This is a genomic window from Streptomyces sp. NPDC060000 (assembly GCF_042737375.1).
Taxonomy (GTDB): domain Bacteria; phylum Actinomycetota; class Actinomycetes; order Streptomycetales; family Streptomycetaceae; genus Streptomyces.
In genome coordinates, this window is the sequence record NZ_JBHWUU010000015.1 from 32,076 (window position 1) to 46,081 (window position 14,006).

Annotated in this window: 15 protein-coding genes; 7 read left to right on the top strand and 8 right to left on the bottom strand. The window is 71.9% G+C overall.

The annotated features are described in order from the left end of the window. Positions 1-398 precede the first annotated feature (398 nt). From ACFWBB_RS10790 to ACFWBB_RS10805, 4 genes are read right to left on the bottom strand one after another with little or no spacing between them, the layout of a single operon-like run. On the bottom strand, positions 399-1,157 hold the full coding sequence (locus tag ACFWBB_RS10790) for a hypothetical protein (protein WP_385269325.1): 759 nt from the start codon (positions 1,155-1,157) through the stop codon (positions 399-401). Between the two features lie 7 nt (positions 1,158-1,164). Further along, positions 1,165-5,931: a putative T7SS-secreted protein gene (locus ACFWBB_RS10795; RefSeq protein WP_385269327.1), complete on the bottom strand. Its 4,767-nt coding sequence runs from the start codon at positions 5,929-5,931 to the stop codon at positions 1,165-1,167. A gap of 2 nt (positions 5,932-5,933) precedes the next feature. Next, positions 5,934-6,590 (bottom strand): hypothetical protein, encoded by a 657-nt coding sequence (locus tag ACFWBB_RS10800; RefSeq protein ID WP_385269329.1) that lies wholly within the window; start codon positions 6,588-6,590, stop codon positions 5,934-5,936. Continuing rightward, positions 6,587-7,012: a hypothetical protein gene (locus ACFWBB_RS10805; RefSeq protein WP_385269331.1), complete on the bottom strand. Its 426-nt coding sequence runs from the start codon at positions 7,010-7,012 to the stop codon at positions 6,587-6,589. The genes ACFWBB_RS10800 and ACFWBB_RS10805 overlap by 4 nt, the downstream gene beginning before the upstream one ends. Before the next feature lie 161 nt (positions 7,013-7,173). On the opposite strand from ACFWBB_RS10805, the gene ACFWBB_RS10810 reads away from it, so the two are divergent. Both ACFWBB_RS10810 and ACFWBB_RS10815 read left to right on the top strand, forming a co-directional pair. Continuing rightward, the gene (locus ACFWBB_RS10810) at positions 7,174-7,311 is read left to right on the top strand and encodes a hypothetical protein (protein ID WP_385269333.1); all 138 of its coding nucleotides are present in this window, start codon (positions 7,174-7,176) and stop codon (positions 7,309-7,311) included. A 283-nt stretch (positions 7,312-7,594) separates the two neighbouring features. Further along, positions 7,595-8,302 carry a TetR/AcrR family transcriptional regulator gene (locus ACFWBB_RS10815; protein WP_385269335.1) on the top strand — a complete coding sequence of 236 codons (708 nt, stop codon included), beginning with the start codon at positions 7,595-7,597 and terminating at the stop codon, positions 8,300-8,302. A gap of 206 nt (positions 8,303-8,508) precedes the next feature. On the opposite strand, the gene ACFWBB_RS10820 is transcribed toward ACFWBB_RS10815, so the two are convergent. After that, the gene (locus ACFWBB_RS10820; RefSeq protein ID WP_385269337.1) at positions 8,509-8,631 is read right to left on the bottom strand and encodes a hypothetical protein; all 123 of its coding nucleotides are present in this window, start codon (positions 8,629-8,631) and stop codon (positions 8,509-8,511) included. 142 nt (positions 8,632-8,773) lie between these two features. After that, a complete protein-coding gene (locus tag ACFWBB_RS10825) occupies positions 8,774-9,307 on the bottom strand; it encodes a MarR family winged helix-turn-helix transcriptional regulator (RefSeq protein WP_385269339.1) in 534 nt (177 codons plus the stop codon). 111 nt (positions 9,308-9,418) lie between these two features. Between ACFWBB_RS10825 and ACFWBB_RS10830 the strand changes: the two genes are divergently transcribed. Then, entirely contained in the window at positions 9,419-9,934 is a 516-nt protein-coding gene (locus ACFWBB_RS10830) for a YceI family protein (RefSeq protein ID WP_385269341.1), read from the top strand. Positions 9,935-9,952: 18 nt separating this feature from the next. Here the strand turns inward: ACFWBB_RS10830 and ACFWBB_RS10835 are convergent, their stop codons facing one another. After that, a complete protein-coding gene (locus tag ACFWBB_RS10835; RefSeq protein WP_385269343.1) occupies positions 9,953-10,129 on the bottom strand; it encodes a hypothetical protein in 177 nt (58 codons plus the stop codon). 216 nt (positions 10,130-10,345) lie between these two features. On the opposite strand from ACFWBB_RS10835, the gene ACFWBB_RS10840 reads away from it, so the two are divergent. The 4 genes from ACFWBB_RS10840 (at position 10,346) to ACFWBB_RS10855 (ending at position 13,565) form a co-directional block, all read left to right on the top strand. Further along, a complete protein-coding gene (locus ACFWBB_RS10840; protein WP_189927663.1) occupies positions 10,346-10,735 on the top strand; it encodes a cell division protein SepF in 390 nt (129 codons plus the stop codon). Between the two features lie 540 nt (positions 10,736-11,275). After that, complete coding sequence (locus ACFWBB_RS10845; RefSeq protein WP_385269346.1) at positions 11,276-12,550, top strand: ATP-binding protein; 1,275 nt, start codon at positions 11,276-11,278, stop codon at positions 12,548-12,550. Further along, positions 12,547-12,876 (top strand): nucleotide pyrophosphohydrolase, encoded by a 330-nt coding sequence (locus tag ACFWBB_RS10850; RefSeq protein WP_385269348.1) that lies wholly within the window; start codon positions 12,547-12,549, stop codon positions 12,874-12,876. The genes ACFWBB_RS10845 and ACFWBB_RS10850 overlap by 4 nt, the downstream gene beginning before the upstream one ends. A gap of 206 nt (positions 12,877-13,082) precedes the next feature. Further along, positions 13,083-13,565 (top strand): DUF6099 family protein, encoded by a 483-nt coding sequence (locus ACFWBB_RS10855; RefSeq protein ID WP_385269350.1) that lies wholly within the window; start codon positions 13,083-13,085, stop codon positions 13,563-13,565. Positions 13,566-13,593: 28 nt separating this feature from the next. Here ACFWBB_RS10855 and ACFWBB_RS10860 read toward each other — a convergent pair whose 3' ends face one another. Beyond that, the gene (locus ACFWBB_RS10860; protein WP_385269352.1) at positions 13,594-13,776 is read right to left on the bottom strand and encodes a hypothetical protein; all 183 of its coding nucleotides are present in this window, start codon (positions 13,774-13,776) and stop codon (positions 13,594-13,596) included. Between the last annotated feature and the right edge of the window lie 230 nt (positions 13,777-14,006).

A 14,006-nucleotide genomic window follows, 5' to 3' on the forward strand; every position in this document is an offset into this window, starting at 1 on the left:
TCTCGACGAAGTCGCGGGCCGCTTCGTTGACCTGACGGGTGTCGACGCCGTCGATCGCCTGGCTGAGGCTCTTGGCCGCGGGGTTCGGATCGGGCATCTCTCGCTTCTTCTGGGGGATTTCGCGCCGGGCGTCCGGACGGTACGGGCGCCCAGACCCTGACAGCCGATGGCGGTCGAACCCGACGGCGTTCCGGGCAGCCGATGTGCCGCCGGGCTCGGACCCGGTCGCTACGGGTACACGTCGGAGACGACCGCTTGCTCGATCCGCCCGGTCCGGTGCGGGCTCGGTCGTAACCGTGGCCGGCGTCGAAGTGCCATGGCCGTCGCCCACCTTGGCGGAGCGTTCGAGGTCCTGCCCCTCGCCCTCGGAGGTGTACTCGCCAGTGGCCGGGCCTTCGTCACCCGTTCCCGTAGTCCTCGACCAGGGTGGCGATCAGCGCGAGCAGCGCGTCTGCTCGGTTTCGGTCCTCGCGTTGGTTGCGCAGGGACTCGTCGGCGGCCCGGAGGCGGGCCAGGGCGAGTGGTTCACCGTCCATCACGTCCTCGATCAGCGGCGTGGTGATCAGGTCCAGGCATTCGGTGAGCAGGCGGCGGGTGGCGGGCGAGGGCGGGTCGGGGTCAGGGGCGGCGAACCCAGAGGTCAAGTACCGGACCGGGTCGGTCAGGCTCCAGCCGACGACCGCGCCCTGCTGGACGAGGAGCGCCACGTCGGGGGCGATGCCGATGCGGGCTTCCAGAGGCGCGTCGAGGACGTCGAGGTCACGCAGACAGGTCAGCACCGTATCGCCGGGGGCGCGGCACAGCACCGTGCACATCTCGTGCCGGAAGCCCTTGACCTCGTCCGCGCGGAGCCCGCCAGGGCGTACCGCGGGCGCGGCGGGAAGGCGGGCGCGGTCCTCGGCCGACGCGGACTCCTCCGGCATCCGGAACTCAGCCCCCACCAGCTGTCGGCCGGTCGGGTCGAAGCGGAGAACGTCGGGGTCGTCCCACAGCCAGTCCTGGCTGCCGAACGTGTCCGCGAGGAACTTCTCGCGTTCCACCCTGTCGGCGTAGGGGGAAACGATCACGAAAGTGCCCAGGAGCCGGGGGACGAGGGGGAGCGGTTCGTCCGTCACGGTCGCGCGCCAGTCGCCGTCGAACTTCAGTTTCGTCGTCATCACTGCCTCATCTGATCCGGACTGCCGGAGGCTGGAAGCCGTCCTTGGCGGGAATCCTGCCTGTCACGATGGCCTCGTCGGTCACCGGCGCACCAGGGTCCGTGGGTTTGCCGCCGAGCGCCTCGGCTCCGGAGCCGCCCTTAATGCCCGATGGCCCGTACGCCGTGATGGCCTGGCCCTGGGTGTTGCCGGGTCCGTCGATCACGACGATGTCGTCGCCCTGCCGGAAGGTGAACGTCCCGGCCTGGCCCGTCGAGTGGTACACAGCGTCCGGGTTCTTGAGGATCTCGATGACCCGTTCGTCGCTGAAGGCGTGCCGGGTGTCGCCGTGGTAGTCGAAACGCTTCTTGAACTCCGCGTTGTTCGCCCTGTCGACGACGCCGTCCACGATCTTGTCGATCCGCTTCTGGGCCCGCTCCTCCTTCGTGTACTTGGGCATGAGGCCCAGTGGGTCGCACCCGCTGTGCGGGTTGTCCACGTACGCGAGGGGGTTCGGGGCGGGAGCCAGGCCAAGAGGGTCCGGCGAGGTGTAGCGGCCGGTCTCGGGGTCGTAGTGGCGGAAACAGTTGTAGTGGAGGCCGGTCTCGGGGTCGTAGTACTGACCGGGGAAGCGGAGCGGGGTGTAGGCACTGCTGTCACGGGACCAGGCCGTGGTGCCCCAGAGCGTGCTCCGGGTGCGCCAGGCGATGTCGCCCGTCTCGTCGATGAGTTCGGTCGGTGTGCCGACGAGGTCCGTGGCGATGGCGAAGAACCGGCGGTCGATCTCCTCCTGGCGGTCGTCGGCCGTGAGGATGCGCTCGGTCTGGGCCAGGGGGACGACGTCCCGGTGGTCCCAGGTGAGGGCGACCGTGTTCGGGGCGTCCGGCCGGTGGCTCGTCTGTTCGCACAGGGTCAGGCCGTCCCAGGTGAAACGGACCTCCTCGACCACGCTCTCGCCGTCGGCCGCCAGGCGCTGTTTCGCGGTGCGGCGGCCGAGCGGGTCGTAGCGGTACCTCCACCGGGTCCCGTCGGGGGTGGTCACGGAGGTGAGACGGTTCTCCGTGTCCCACGTGTAGCGCCAGGTGTCCGGCTTGCGGGAGAGGCGGGTCTTCTGCCGCAGGACGACCCGGCCGAGGGCGTCGTGCTCGAAGCGGACGTCTCCGGCGCGGGTGAGGGCGGTGCCCTGGTAGGCGCGCGGTCCGGTGGCCTCGCGGCCGGGGTGGCCGGAGGGCCAGGACGCCGAGGTCTGGTTGCCGACGTCGTCGTAGACGTACCGCTCCGTCCATCCCTGGGCGTGGACGGCGGTGACCCGGCCCACGCGGTCGAGATCGAAGGTGCGGGAGCCCGACAGCCGGTCCACGACAGAGGTCAACTGACCGTCGGCGCGGTAGGAGTAGGCGCGGTTGTTGACGTCGCGGCCCCCGGCGGTGATCTGCTGCGTGGCGAGCCGTCCGGCTTCGTCCCACGCGGAGGTCATGGTGATCGCGTCGCCGAAGACGCGGGCGAGCTCGCGGCCGGCGGCGTCGTGCGTGAAGTCGATCCGGTGACCTCCGCTGGTCAGACGGTGGGGGAGTCCATCGGCGCCGTAGGAGTAGGAGGTGACGTGACCGGTGGGCGTCGTGCGGCGCGTGCGGCGCCCCAGGACGTCGTAGGCGTACAGGATGGCGCGGCCGTCGACCAGTTCCGCCTTGGTGAGTCCGCGACGGTCGTACAGGTAGCGGAGTTCGCCGTCCGGTCCGGCGGCCTCCAGCAGGCGCCCGGCCCGGTCGTAGGCGTAGGCCGTCACCCGCCCGTCGACGTCCTTGGCGACCACCTGGCCGAGCTGGTCGCGCTCGAAGGAGATGGTCCCGCCGAGCGCGTCGGCACGGGCGGCCAGCCGGCCCGCGGCGTCCACCCGGTAGGTGAGGGTGCGGCCGTCGAAGTCGGTCTCGGAGACGACGTTGTCGGCGGCGTCGTACTCGTAGGTCCAGGACAGTCCCTGCGGGTTCGTGACGCGGGTGAGGCGCAGCCCGGCGTCGTGCTCGAACTCGTAGCGCGCACCGTCGGGCAGGGTACGGGCGGCCGGCAGGTCGAAGTGGGTGTACTCGAAGCGGGAGACGCCGCCGGACGGGTCGGTGCGGGTGAGCAGGTTGCCCTCGCCGTCGTAGGTCCACGACTCGGTGGCGCCGTCCGGACCGGTGCGCCGGGCGAGTTGCCCGTCGGCGTCCCACTCCAGGCGGGTGACGCCGCCCACCGGATCCGTGACGCGGACCGGTCTGCCGAGGGCGTCCCGCTCCGTGCGGGTGACGGCGCCGGCCGGGTCGGTCACCTCCACGGGCAGCCCCGCCGCGTCGCACACCACGTGTGTCGTGGATCCGAGAGGGTCCGTGAGCGACGTGAGCCGGCCGGCCCGGTCATGGGTGTAGCGGGTGGTGGCACCAGTCTGGTCGGTGACCGCCGTACGGTTGCCGCGTTCGTCGTACTCGTGGACCATGCGTGCGCCGTCCGGGCCGACGACCTCCACCGGCAGGCCGAACGGGCCGCGCACCGTGCGCAGTTCGCTGCCGTCGGGGCGGATGGCGGACACGACCCGGCCCTCCTCGTCGTACGAGAAGGTGGTGGTGAGGCCCAGCGGGTCGGTGCGGGTCACGAGGTTGCCGCTGCGGTCGTAGCGGAACCGGGTGGTGTGGCCGAGCGGGTCGGTGAGGGCGAGCCGACGGCAGCCGGGGCCGTACAGCTGGCGGGTGACGCGCCCGTCGGCGGTGGTCAGGACCGTCGTGCGGTGACCTGTCCCGGCATCCGGTGCGGAATAGGCCAGGGTGATCTGGACATGGCCGGCTTCGCCGCCTTCGGCGACGACCCGGTCGCGGTCGTCGTAAACGTAGTCGTAGCGGCTGTTGTTGGAGTCGATCCAGGCGATGACGCGACGGCGGTCGTCGTAGACGAAGGTGGTGGCAGCGCCCGACGGCTTGGTGACCGTGGTGAGGTCGCGATCCTGGTAGCCGTAGCTCATCAGGGGCAGATCCGCCCCGCCCTCGCCCCCGCCGGCCAGGGACAGGCCGGTGACCAGGCCGTCGGTGGCGGACAGGTTCACCCGGTGACCCGCCGAGTGGACCAGGGCCAGTGGCAGTCCGTCCTCGCCGCGGTCGATGTCGACGGCGTGGCCGTTGCGTTCGGTGATGGCCGTCAGCCAGGCGACGCCGTCGCCCCCAGGTTCGCCGCCGGACGGGGCGGTGAAGTGGAAGGTCAGGCCGCTGTCGGGGGCGGTGACCGTGTAGCCGCCGTCGGTGTCGCGGGCCAGCAGCGTGCGGGCCGGACCCCCCTTCGGGCGGGTGGGCGAACCGGGGACCGGGTGCGGGTACGGGACGAGCAGTCCGTCGGCGGTGATGTGCAGGACGCCGACGGCGTCGATCTCCAGACGTTCGTCGACGGTGGACGACCAGGCGGGCCCCAGGAAGCGGCCGGTCGCGGTGCCGGACTCGGTGCGGCGGGTGAAGAGCAGCGGCAGGATGCCGGGGATCTCGAGATCGGTCTGGGGCAGGAACATCCGGCCCGTGGCGAGGTCCACCGGGTCCGTGCCCTCGGTGGGGCGCTCCCCGTCCGGTCGGCTGTGGGTGCCGTCCGGGGCGTCGTCGATCAGTCGGCGCAGCCGTGCGGCCTCGGCGGCGTCCTCGGCGATCCGGACGCCCTTCACCGCGGCGCCGCCGCCTCCGGTGGCCGCGGTCAGCGCGAGGTCGGGGATCAGCCGGCCGAAGCCCTCGGCCGGGTCCTTCATGAAGTCGGTGACCATCTGGGTGCCGGTGCCGACCGGGTCGTTGGCGGCGACGACCAGTCCGGCGGCCAGGCTGTTGAGGGACGTGGCGTACTCGGCCGGGTGCGTGATGTTGTACGGGTCCATGGGGTTGACGCCGCGGACGAAGTTGAGGATGCCCGCGGTGCCTTTGATGATGCCGCCGCCGACGTGGTCGCCCATGAGTTGCAGTTCCTGCATGCCGTCGTTCAACTGCTCGGCGTAGGACGGCTTTTCCGGGGCCGTGTCGCGGGCGGCGCGGACGGCGGAGCGTGCGGTCTCGGCCGCCGAGTTGCGCTGCTTGCGGGCCTCGGCGAGGAGGTCCTGCGCGTCCTGCATCAGCTTCTTGCCGGGGTCGTCGAAGGTCGCCGCGGGCTTGGGAGGGAGCGTGGAGGGGTCGCGCTTGTCGGCGGGCTGGGCGTTGTAGCGGTCGACGGCGCCGTTGTAGTCGTCGACCTTCTTGCGGTGGGCGTCTGCGGCGTCCGCGGACGCCTTGACGCCCTCCTTCCACTTGTCGATCGCCGTCTGAGCCTGTCCCTGCGCCCATGTGACGGTGCCGGCGAACGCCTCCAGCGCGGCGGCCGCCTTGGCGCAGGCGTCGGCACCGGTGAACCACTTGGGCGGCTGGGTGCTGACCGCGGTGCGCAGCGCGTCGGCCGTCTCGCCCTTGAGCCGGGACGAGTCGAGGCCCTTGAGGCCTTCGCCCGCGCTGTCGAAGGACGACTGGAAGGCGCGGAGCTTCTCGGCGGTGGAGCGGATCTTGTCCGGGCTGCCGTAGATCAGCTTGGTCTTGTCCTCGGTCTGTCCGAGGTCCATCTCGTCGACCTCGGCGCCCAGCCGGTTGGCGACCGAACGGGACTGCTCGCGCACCCAGTCCGCGCCGGTCTGCCAGCCGGCGTCCTCCAGCCGGTCGGCGGTCCAGTTGCCCGCGTCCTCGACGCGGTCGCCGGCCCACTCGACGCCGTCCTCGACCGCGTCCTCGACCGAGTCGGGCGTGATGTCACTGATGAAGTCGCCGATGCCCACGCTCAGTTCCCCCCGCGCTCACCCTGCTGCTGCTCCTGCTGGGCACGTTCGTCCGGCGACGGGCCGAAGGTGTCGTCCAGCGCCTGGTTCCACTGGTCGTCGGAGATGCCGAGCGCGTCGTTGAGCAGCTCCGACCGCCGGCCGCCGTCGCCCTCGGTGAGGACGGTGCGGCCGGTGTCCTTCCAGGTCTGCTCGATGTCCTGACCGGCCTTGTCGAACGACTCGCCGCTCCAGTCCGGGTCCAGGTAGTCCGGCGTGAAGATGTCGCCCCAGTTCTGCTGGGCGATCTCCTCCTCGCTCGCGTGCGGGTTTCCGCCCATCAGGGAGTTGGCGCCCACCTTGAGCGTGCCCGCGATGTACTGGTCGTGCTCCCACTGGGTGCCCGCCGCAAGGCCGAGGCGGTTCGCGAGGGCGCTGGCGTCGCTCACCAGGGCGCGCACGCCCCATTCCCAGCGCTCGCAGAAGTCCTCGAAATCGACCGCGAGGCCGTGGTGCCCGGCCTCCATCCCGGTCATCGCCAGCTCCGAGAACCCCTTGCCCATCACCGAACCGGTGGCGCCGCCGAGTTCACCGAGCTCGTCGATCGTCGCGCCCACGCCATGGGTGAACTTGGCGACGGACGCCTTGTCGAGCTGAAGGTCCGGTCCCTCGCCGCTCATGACCGCCTCCCCTCTCCCCTGTCTCCCGCCTCACCGGCGTCGACGGCGACCGCGTCCGGGACGATGCCGACGACCGGCGGGAAGAACATCGACCCGTCCTCGGTGGCGATGTCGACGGCGAGACCGGCGGGCTCGCCGAGGGTGGGCACGATCTCGTCGACGATGCGCGCGCCCAGCAGCGCCGCGTAGTCCATGGGCCGATCACCGGGCGCGTGACGCAGGGCGAACCGGGCCAGTGCGGCCTCGTCCGTGAACCCGCAGATCCACCGCACCCCGCCCGAACGCACCGACCAGATACCGCCGTCGGCCACCGGCACCAGAAGGACCGAGCGCCGCATCTCGCCGACCAGAGCACGGGGGTCGTCGCCGCCACTTCTCCGCTCGGCGATGCGCTCGGCGAACGCCGTCCTCGGCTGCTGCACGGTTCCTCCCCGGTCGTCTGTGACTGCTGGCACCGTAGAGCAGGACGCGCACGAAGGAGCGGGCGGTTCTCGTGAAGGTCTGCTCGGGCCGTGCCGGTCACCCGGGTCGAAGGGGAAAGGACCGGCGGCCGAGGGATGCGGGAGCGGGGGGCGGTTCCTTCGTGAGCACCTCACGGGCGCCCGCTGGGGAGGACAGCTCCTCGCCGATGGCCCTCATCATGCTGGTCGCCGCGACGACGGCGGGACTCGCCCTCGTCGGACTGGCCCGGCCCTGGCAGGGGCACGGGGATCCGGCCTAGACCGCCGAGCCGGTCTCGGGCTGACGCTCCGGTCTGCCTGACGCCCCGGTCTGCCTGGCGCTGGACCTGGCTGTTGGCGGCCGGATGCCCTCGCCGGTCCGTCACTGGAATCCCGGGTGAGCCCCGGGTGAGCCCCGAGTCGGCTCCGGACCAAACTGGTCTAATCCAGTCCAATCCGGGCCGCACCCGAGCCGCCCCCCGCGCCGTCCCCGAGTCGCCCCGACCGCGAAGATCCGCCACAATGGGCGCCCGTTCGTCCGTACCGAACCATCCGAGGTTTCCCGTGACCCACTCCGTGGCCCGCGAGCCGCAGCGGCGCAATTCGCGGTCCAACCGGGCGCGCATTCTGGCCACGGCCCGCCAGGAGCTCGGCCGGAATCCGGACGTCACCCTGGAGGAGATCGCGCGGGCCTCCGGTGTCGTACGCCGTACGCTCTTCGGTCACTTTCCCGGGCGGGCGGCGCTGTTCGAGGCGCTCGCTGAGGAGGCGTCCGAGGCATTGCGGGGCGTACTGGAGGTCGCGGTACGGCCCGAGGAGCCGGCCGAGCGGGCGCTCGCGCACTTCGTGTACTCGATCTGGCCGGTGGGCGACCGCTACCGGCTGCTCCTGGCGCTGGCCCAGCGCGACCTCGGCGTCGAGCGGGTGGCCGGCATCCTCGCCCCAGCTCGCGACGAGGTGACGGCGATCCTGACGCGGGGACAGCAGGACGGCGCCTTCCACACCCATCTGCCGCCGGCCGTGCTGAGCGCCGGCCTGGAGGGGATGCACATCGCGCTGCTGGAGGAGGTCAACACCGGCGCGCTGGAGGACGACGGGACGCGTACCGCCGTCGCCACGCTCGTCGCGGCCGGTGTCCCCGAGGAGCGGGCCCGGACCGTCGTGGACGACGTCGTCCTATCGGCGGCTGCGGCTGCGGCTGCGGTGACGGGATCGGGATCGGGTGCGGGTACGGGTACGGAGGCGGAGGCGGGGCGTCCCGGCGTGGTCTGAGCCGAGCGGGCGGTCGCTCGGTCCGGCGCGGCGGGCTCGTTCTCAGCTGTGCCGGTGCGACGACGCCTCGGCCGGGCGGAAGGTGACCCTGCCCGTGAAGCGGGCGTCGAGGCCGGTCGCGGTGGTCGTGACCGAACGCAGGCTCAGGCCGTCGCTACCTTCGGCGCGATCTGCTACTCCACCCAGTTCCTCCAGGTCGTGCTGGACTACGACGCGCTGGAGACCGGTGTACGACTGCTGCCGCTGGCCGGTGCCGTCTTCGTCGGCGCCGTGGTGACCGGCGGGCTGACCCCGAAGCTGGGCGTGCGGTCGATGGTCGTGGCCGGCATGGTAATCGGCACCGCGGGCGTCTTCCTGCCCACCCGGGTCGACGCGGGTTCCACATACCCGGACTTCCTCGCGCCGATGATGAAGCTGGGCTTCGCGATCGGTCTGAGCGTGTCCCCGGCGTGGGTCGGGCGGCGTCCGGACTCAGTCGGAGACGGTGGCGGGCTCCGGCTCCGTCGCTTCGGCGGTGGCCGCGTCCGGCATCAGTCCGCTCATCGCAGCACACTGCTCGGGCCCCATGACATGGGCCAGCGCCCCCGTCACCGTCTCGGCCAGGGCGCCGGACGCCTCCCGGAGCAGGCCTCGGGCCTTCTCGGTGAGAGCCACCTCGACACCGCGCTTGTCCCCGCACACCGACTTGCGGGTGACCAGCCCGGCGTGCTGAAGGCAGGCGATCTGGTACGTCAGCCGGGTCTTGGGCCGCCCCAGCAGCTCCGCGACGCGGGTCATGCGGAGGCCACTCTTTGGCTGCTCAGCCAGCAGGCACAGGACCAGGAACTCGTCGTGCGAGACGTCGAGCCGCTCCTTGACCACTGAACGCAACCGCTGTTCCACCGCCCCGGTCGCGGCCAGCAGCAGCATCCAACCCCGCAGCTCGGGTGGCAGCAGACCGTCCCCTGCGCCCTGCGCTGACGGGCATGCGGGCAGGTCGGCGGGGTGATCAGCGGAGTCTGCCATGCCTCGAGTGTATCTCTAGTCCAAATTTGCATGACCCGGTTGTTCAGATTTGGATAACCAGCTAGCGTGGCCGCGACCCCTATCCAAATGTGAACACCAAGGAGAACGGCCATGACCGTCGCCGTGGAAACCGGACTGTGGCAGCTCGACACGGGCGCCTCCACCGTCGCCCTGAAGCACAAGGCGATGTGGGGCCTGGTGCCCGTCAAAGGAGTCTTCGCCACCGTCGGAGGCGGGGGCGAGGTGGCTGCCGACGGAACCGTCACCGGCACCCTGACCCTGGACGCGGCCTCGATCGACACCAAGAACGCCAAGCGGGACAAGCACCTGCGCAGCGCGGACTTCTTCGACACCGACAAGTACCCCGAGATCACCTTCGCGGTACGTGGTGCCGAACTCGGCGCCGACGGGGCGGTCAAGGTGTCCGGTCAGCTGACGGTGCTCGGCATCAGCCGGCCGCAGACCTTCACCGCGCGCCTGAGCCAGGCGGACGGCGACGCGGTCACCCTGGACGCCACCTTCACCGTGGACCGGGGGGAGTTCGGCATGACCATGAACCAGCTCGGCATGATGGGCGGCCTGACGACGATCACCACCACGCTCCGTTTCACGCGCGCGGGTGCCTGACGCGACCTCGCCGTGGCTTCACGTGGTGTCCCTGGCGTGGGCGGCGAGGACCGCTGCCGTCGCGCTCGCCAGGGCCGGGACGATGACGGGTGCGGCCGCGGAGCCGTCATCGGACGATGGCGGCGCCATCGGCGGGTAGTGGTGGCCGCCCTGGGCTGCGGACGCCGGCGGATCACGCTTTCGGCCGGGTGCCATCAGTGGTGTCTCTGCCAAGTGCGTGGTTTCGCAACGTAATCGGGGCTGGTGGGCGGGGGCCGGTCGGCCCGGGAGCGTCCGGTGTGGCCGCGAAGAAAAGCCGCTGTGCGGTATCCGAGGCGGTGGCGGTCCGTGTCGCTGTTGGGCCGAACGGGTGACTTGGCGTAAGAATTGGCTGGTGCACGCATTGAAGGCGAGTCAGTTCGGGGGGTGCCGGTGAACCGTTACGACGTCACCGATGAACAGTGGGAAGGGCTCGCTCAGGTTGTTCCGCTGCGGGGCCGGGACGCATGGCCGTCGGCGGTGGGCCACCGCGCGCTCCCTGACGCGGAGACGGAGACCCGGCGCCGGTTCGTCGTGCTGCGGATCAACGTCTTTGCCGACGCCCGCGAGGTCGCCGAGACGCTGATGGCCGGCATCCCGGTGCTGCTCGACCTGACGGGCGCGGAGACCGACACCGCGAAGCGTGTCCTGGACTTCTCCACCGGGGTCGTCTTCGGCCTCGCCAGCGGCATGCACCGGGTCGACCGCAACGTCTTCCTGCTCACCCCACCGGGCACCGAGGTGAGCGGAATCATGGAAGGGGCGGGAGTCCCCGGGGTCTGAGCCGGCGCGTGGGCGCCTGGGTGCCCCGCGCCGGGAGGCGAACATGACCGGCGCCGAGGCCCGCGCTGAGCGGCGGCCCTGACCGACGCCAGCGCCGACGCCCGTGCCGAGCGGCGGGCATGGGCGGCGCCGACGCACGCGCCGAGCCGGGTGACGCCGACGGGACTGAGCGGGCTCACCGGACCCGGCGGGGCCGAGCCCTGGCGAGGGCTGCGCTCGCCTTGTGGCGCGTCCGGCTCGCGCTCGCCCTGGTCGGCTCCCCGTTGCTTGGTTTGGCCGGGCTTGGGTCCGTCCGGTGCGACTGCGCCCGCCGTGCTGGGCTGCGTCCGGCTTGGGCGCGCTCGCCGTGTTCGGCTCTGCCTGGCCTGGTCGGGCTCGTCCTGCTCGGCTTGTCCGGTGCGGTTGCGCTCGGCCGCTGTTCCCGCCTCCCGGGCCCGACGTCGTCGCGTCCGCCTCCCGGGCCCGACGTCGTCGCTCGATCGTAGGAAGGTTTTCGGGGCGGAACGGTTCGTCTGGGTGGTGGAGTCCTACGGTCCGGATATGTCCTCGTCGTTTGCCTCTTCCTCGCCCTTACCCCGTCCAGCGTCCGACGGGGCGCTGTCCAGGGACGCCGCCTGTACCGTGCCCGCGCAGGGGCCGTCCGTCGAGGAGCGGCGGGCTCCGGCCGCGCCGGGCCCCAGCACGGCGTCCGCCAAGGTGCGGTACGTCCGGCCCTGTGTCACCGAACTGCGGCTCTCCGCCTTCGCGGGGCATCGGCACGCCCGGTATTCGCTCGGGGCGGTCACGCTCTTCGTCGGGGCCAGTGGAAGCGGCAAGAGCAGTGCGCTGCGGGCGTACGAGGCGCTGGCGCGGCTCGGGGGCGGGGCCCGGCTGGGTGAGGTGTTCGCCGACCCGGTCGCGTGTGTGCCGCAGGGAGCTCGGCCTGATGCCCAGCGCCGACGGGGGTTCCGCATCGGGTGCACGGCCGACGGGCCCGGCGGGCCGGTGCGGCTCGACGTGGCCGTACAGGCCGAACCCGAGCTGCGCATCGTGGGGGAACGGCTGAGCGCGGCGGGTGTCGTGCTGCTGGAGACGGCCCTGCGCGATCCCGGGCGCCGCACGGTACAAGCCGCCTGGCACACCGGCGGCTCGGCCCCGGTGACGCGCGCCCCGCTGCCCGACGACCGGCTCGGCACCGCGCTGCTGCCGCTGCGCGTGGCCGGCAAGACCGACGGGCAGCGGCAGGTGCTCGCCGCCGCCGAACAGATGGTGGTCGCCCTGCGGTCGGTCTTCGCCTGCGATCCGCAGCCCGACTGGATGGGCGTGCCCGTGCCCACCGGCTCCGGCCGGCTGCTGGCGGGCTGCGACAACCTCGCCGACGTCCTCTGGCGCACCCGCGAGGAGTGCGGACGGCGGCACGCGCAACTGGTGGCCGCGCTGTCCGCCGGATCCGCCGGACCGGTCGTGGACCTGCGCGCCGAGACGCTGGCCGACGGCACGGTCCGCGCGCTGCTCGACCGCGCGGACGGCAGCCGCACGGAGCTCGCCCGGCTGGGCTACGGCGAACTGCGCTATGTCGCCCTCGCCCTGGTGCTGCTCACCGGGCCGGGCGTCCTCGATGTGGACCCGGCCGGGGAGGTGCCCGCCGCGATGCAGACCCTCACCCTGCTCGCGGACGGCCTCGACCGGGGTCTCGACGTGCGGCAGCGCGCCGAACTGCTGCGGCTGGCGGTGCGGATGGCCGAGCGCGGGCACATCCGCTGCGTCGGCGCGGTCAGCGACGGGCACTGGGCCGCTCGGACCGAGGGAGTGACGGTGGTACACCTGGGTCCGTGACCGAACAACACCTCGACGTGGCGAAGCTGCAGCGCAGACTGACCGAGTTCGCGGCCGCGCGGAACTGGCAGCCCTTCCACACCCCCAAGAACCTCGTCGCCGCGCTCAGCGTGGAGGCGTCCGAACTCGTCGAGATCTTCCAGTGGCTGACGCCGGAGGAGTCGACGCGAGTGATGGACGACCCGGACACCGCCCACCGGGTCACGGACGAGGTCGCCGATGTGCTCGCCTACCTGCTGCAACTGTGCGAAGTGCTCGGTATCGATCCGCTGACGGCACTGGACGCGAAGATCGACCGCAACGAGCACAGGTTCCCGGCGCCTTAGCGGCACCCGGATGTCTCGGACGGGAGCCGCGCGGTCCGTTTTCACTCTCCGGAGTCAAGAAGTGGATCGAAATCGATTTGTTGTCCACAGATTTCGGCCTTCCTCTGGCTTTTGGCACCACAGACCCTCACTCTGGGTAGTGGAGTGGTGGAGACGGGTGTTCGGGCGGACGTGCGGCAGCACGTCGGGGCAGACGGGGGCAGCGCATGGACGCGGTGCGGCTCATTCTGACGAGCAGGCGCGCGCTCGCGGGCAGCGGCGAGGGCGCGGGGATCCTCGAGGAAGTGTGGCAGGCGCAGGCCCTGGCGCAGGCGATCGGCAGTCGCCTCGCCGTCTCGGGGCCGCCCGAACTGCGCGGTGAGGCACTGGGCCTGACCGAGCTGGCGGGGAGAGGCTGCGGTGTGCTGGGCGCGCCGGACCTGGATCCCGGGGACCTGCTCGCCGCCCGGCTCACCGAGCTGGACGACGCCCGACACGCCCTGATCGACCTGAGCGGGCTGCTGGGCGAGGTCGGAATCGCCCTGGTCGGCCTGGCGAGCTCGGCGGACGACCAGGGCACGTACTGGAAGTGCATGGAGGCCATCGACGCGGCGGACGAGTCCAGGGACCGGGTCCTGGAGATGCTGCGCAAACTGGCGGCGAGGGAGGAACGCGAGGAGAGGGAGGGCGCGGCCCTGCCGGAGAGGTGAGGAAGCCGACCCGGTTCGGTTGAGGGAGTCAGCCCATGTCGCCTTCTTGCCGCGGCACCCGGTGAGCGCCTCCGGTCGACTGGAAATCCGCATCCAACGCCGAGAGGTCCGCGTTCAACGCCGCCATCAGTTCCTCGATCTGCTGCGGCAACCCCTTCGCCTGGGGTGCGGCGGTGGCTCCGCCCTGCTGCGGCACGGTCTCTTCGTACATGAGGGCCTCCGTAAGCTGTTAGGCGGCCCGGGAGGGCCGATGCGGGTGACGTCCCGACGCTGACCGGCCGGGCGCGATCGCCGGTGGGTCCGGCTCCGCAGCGGCCAACGATCACCACGGGGGCGGGTCACCGGCCCGGGCGACCCGCCACGCACGGCGCGGACGTTTTCACCCGCCGGGGGAGGCCCGGGGGAGGCCGGGGGCCGCCGGGGGAGGCCCGGGGGACGCCG

Excerpts from the sequence above, each read along its gene's own strand:
- ACFWBB_RS10790 (WP_385269325.1), bottom strand. The coding sequence starts at position 1,157 with ATGACGACGAAACTGAAGTTCGACGGCGACTGGCGCGCGACCGTGACG.
- ACFWBB_RS10800 (WP_385269329.1), bottom strand. The coding sequence starts at position 6,590 with ATGAGCGGCGAGGGACCGGACCTTCAGCTCGACAAGGCGTCCGTCGCC.
- ACFWBB_RS10820 (WP_385269337.1), bottom strand. The coding sequence starts at position 8,631 with ATGCCGGCCACGACCATCGACCGCACGCCCAGCTTCGGGGTCAGCCCG.
- ACFWBB_RS10825 (WP_385269339.1), bottom strand. The coding sequence starts at position 9,307 with ATGGCAGACTCCGCTGATCACCCCGCCGACCTGCCCGCATGCCCGTCA.
- ACFWBB_RS10830 (WP_385269341.1), top strand. The coding sequence starts at position 9,419 with ATGACCGTCGCCGTGGAAACCGGACTGTGGCAGCTCGACACGGGCGCC.
- ACFWBB_RS10835 (WP_385269343.1), bottom strand. The coding sequence starts at position 10,129 with ATGGCACCCGGCCGAAAGCGTGATCCGCCGGCGTCCGCAGCCCAGGGC.
- ACFWBB_RS10845 (WP_385269346.1), top strand. The coding sequence starts at position 11,276 with ATGTCCTCGTCGTTTGCCTCTTCCTCGCCCTTACCCCGTCCAGCGTCC.
- ACFWBB_RS10855 (WP_385269350.1), top strand. The coding sequence starts at position 13,083 with ATGGACGCGGTGCGGCTCATTCTGACGAGCAGGCGCGCGCTCGCGGGC.
- ACFWBB_RS10860 (WP_385269352.1), bottom strand. The coding sequence starts at position 13,776 with ATGTACGAAGAGACCGTGCCGCAGCAGGGCGGAGCCACCGCCGCACCC.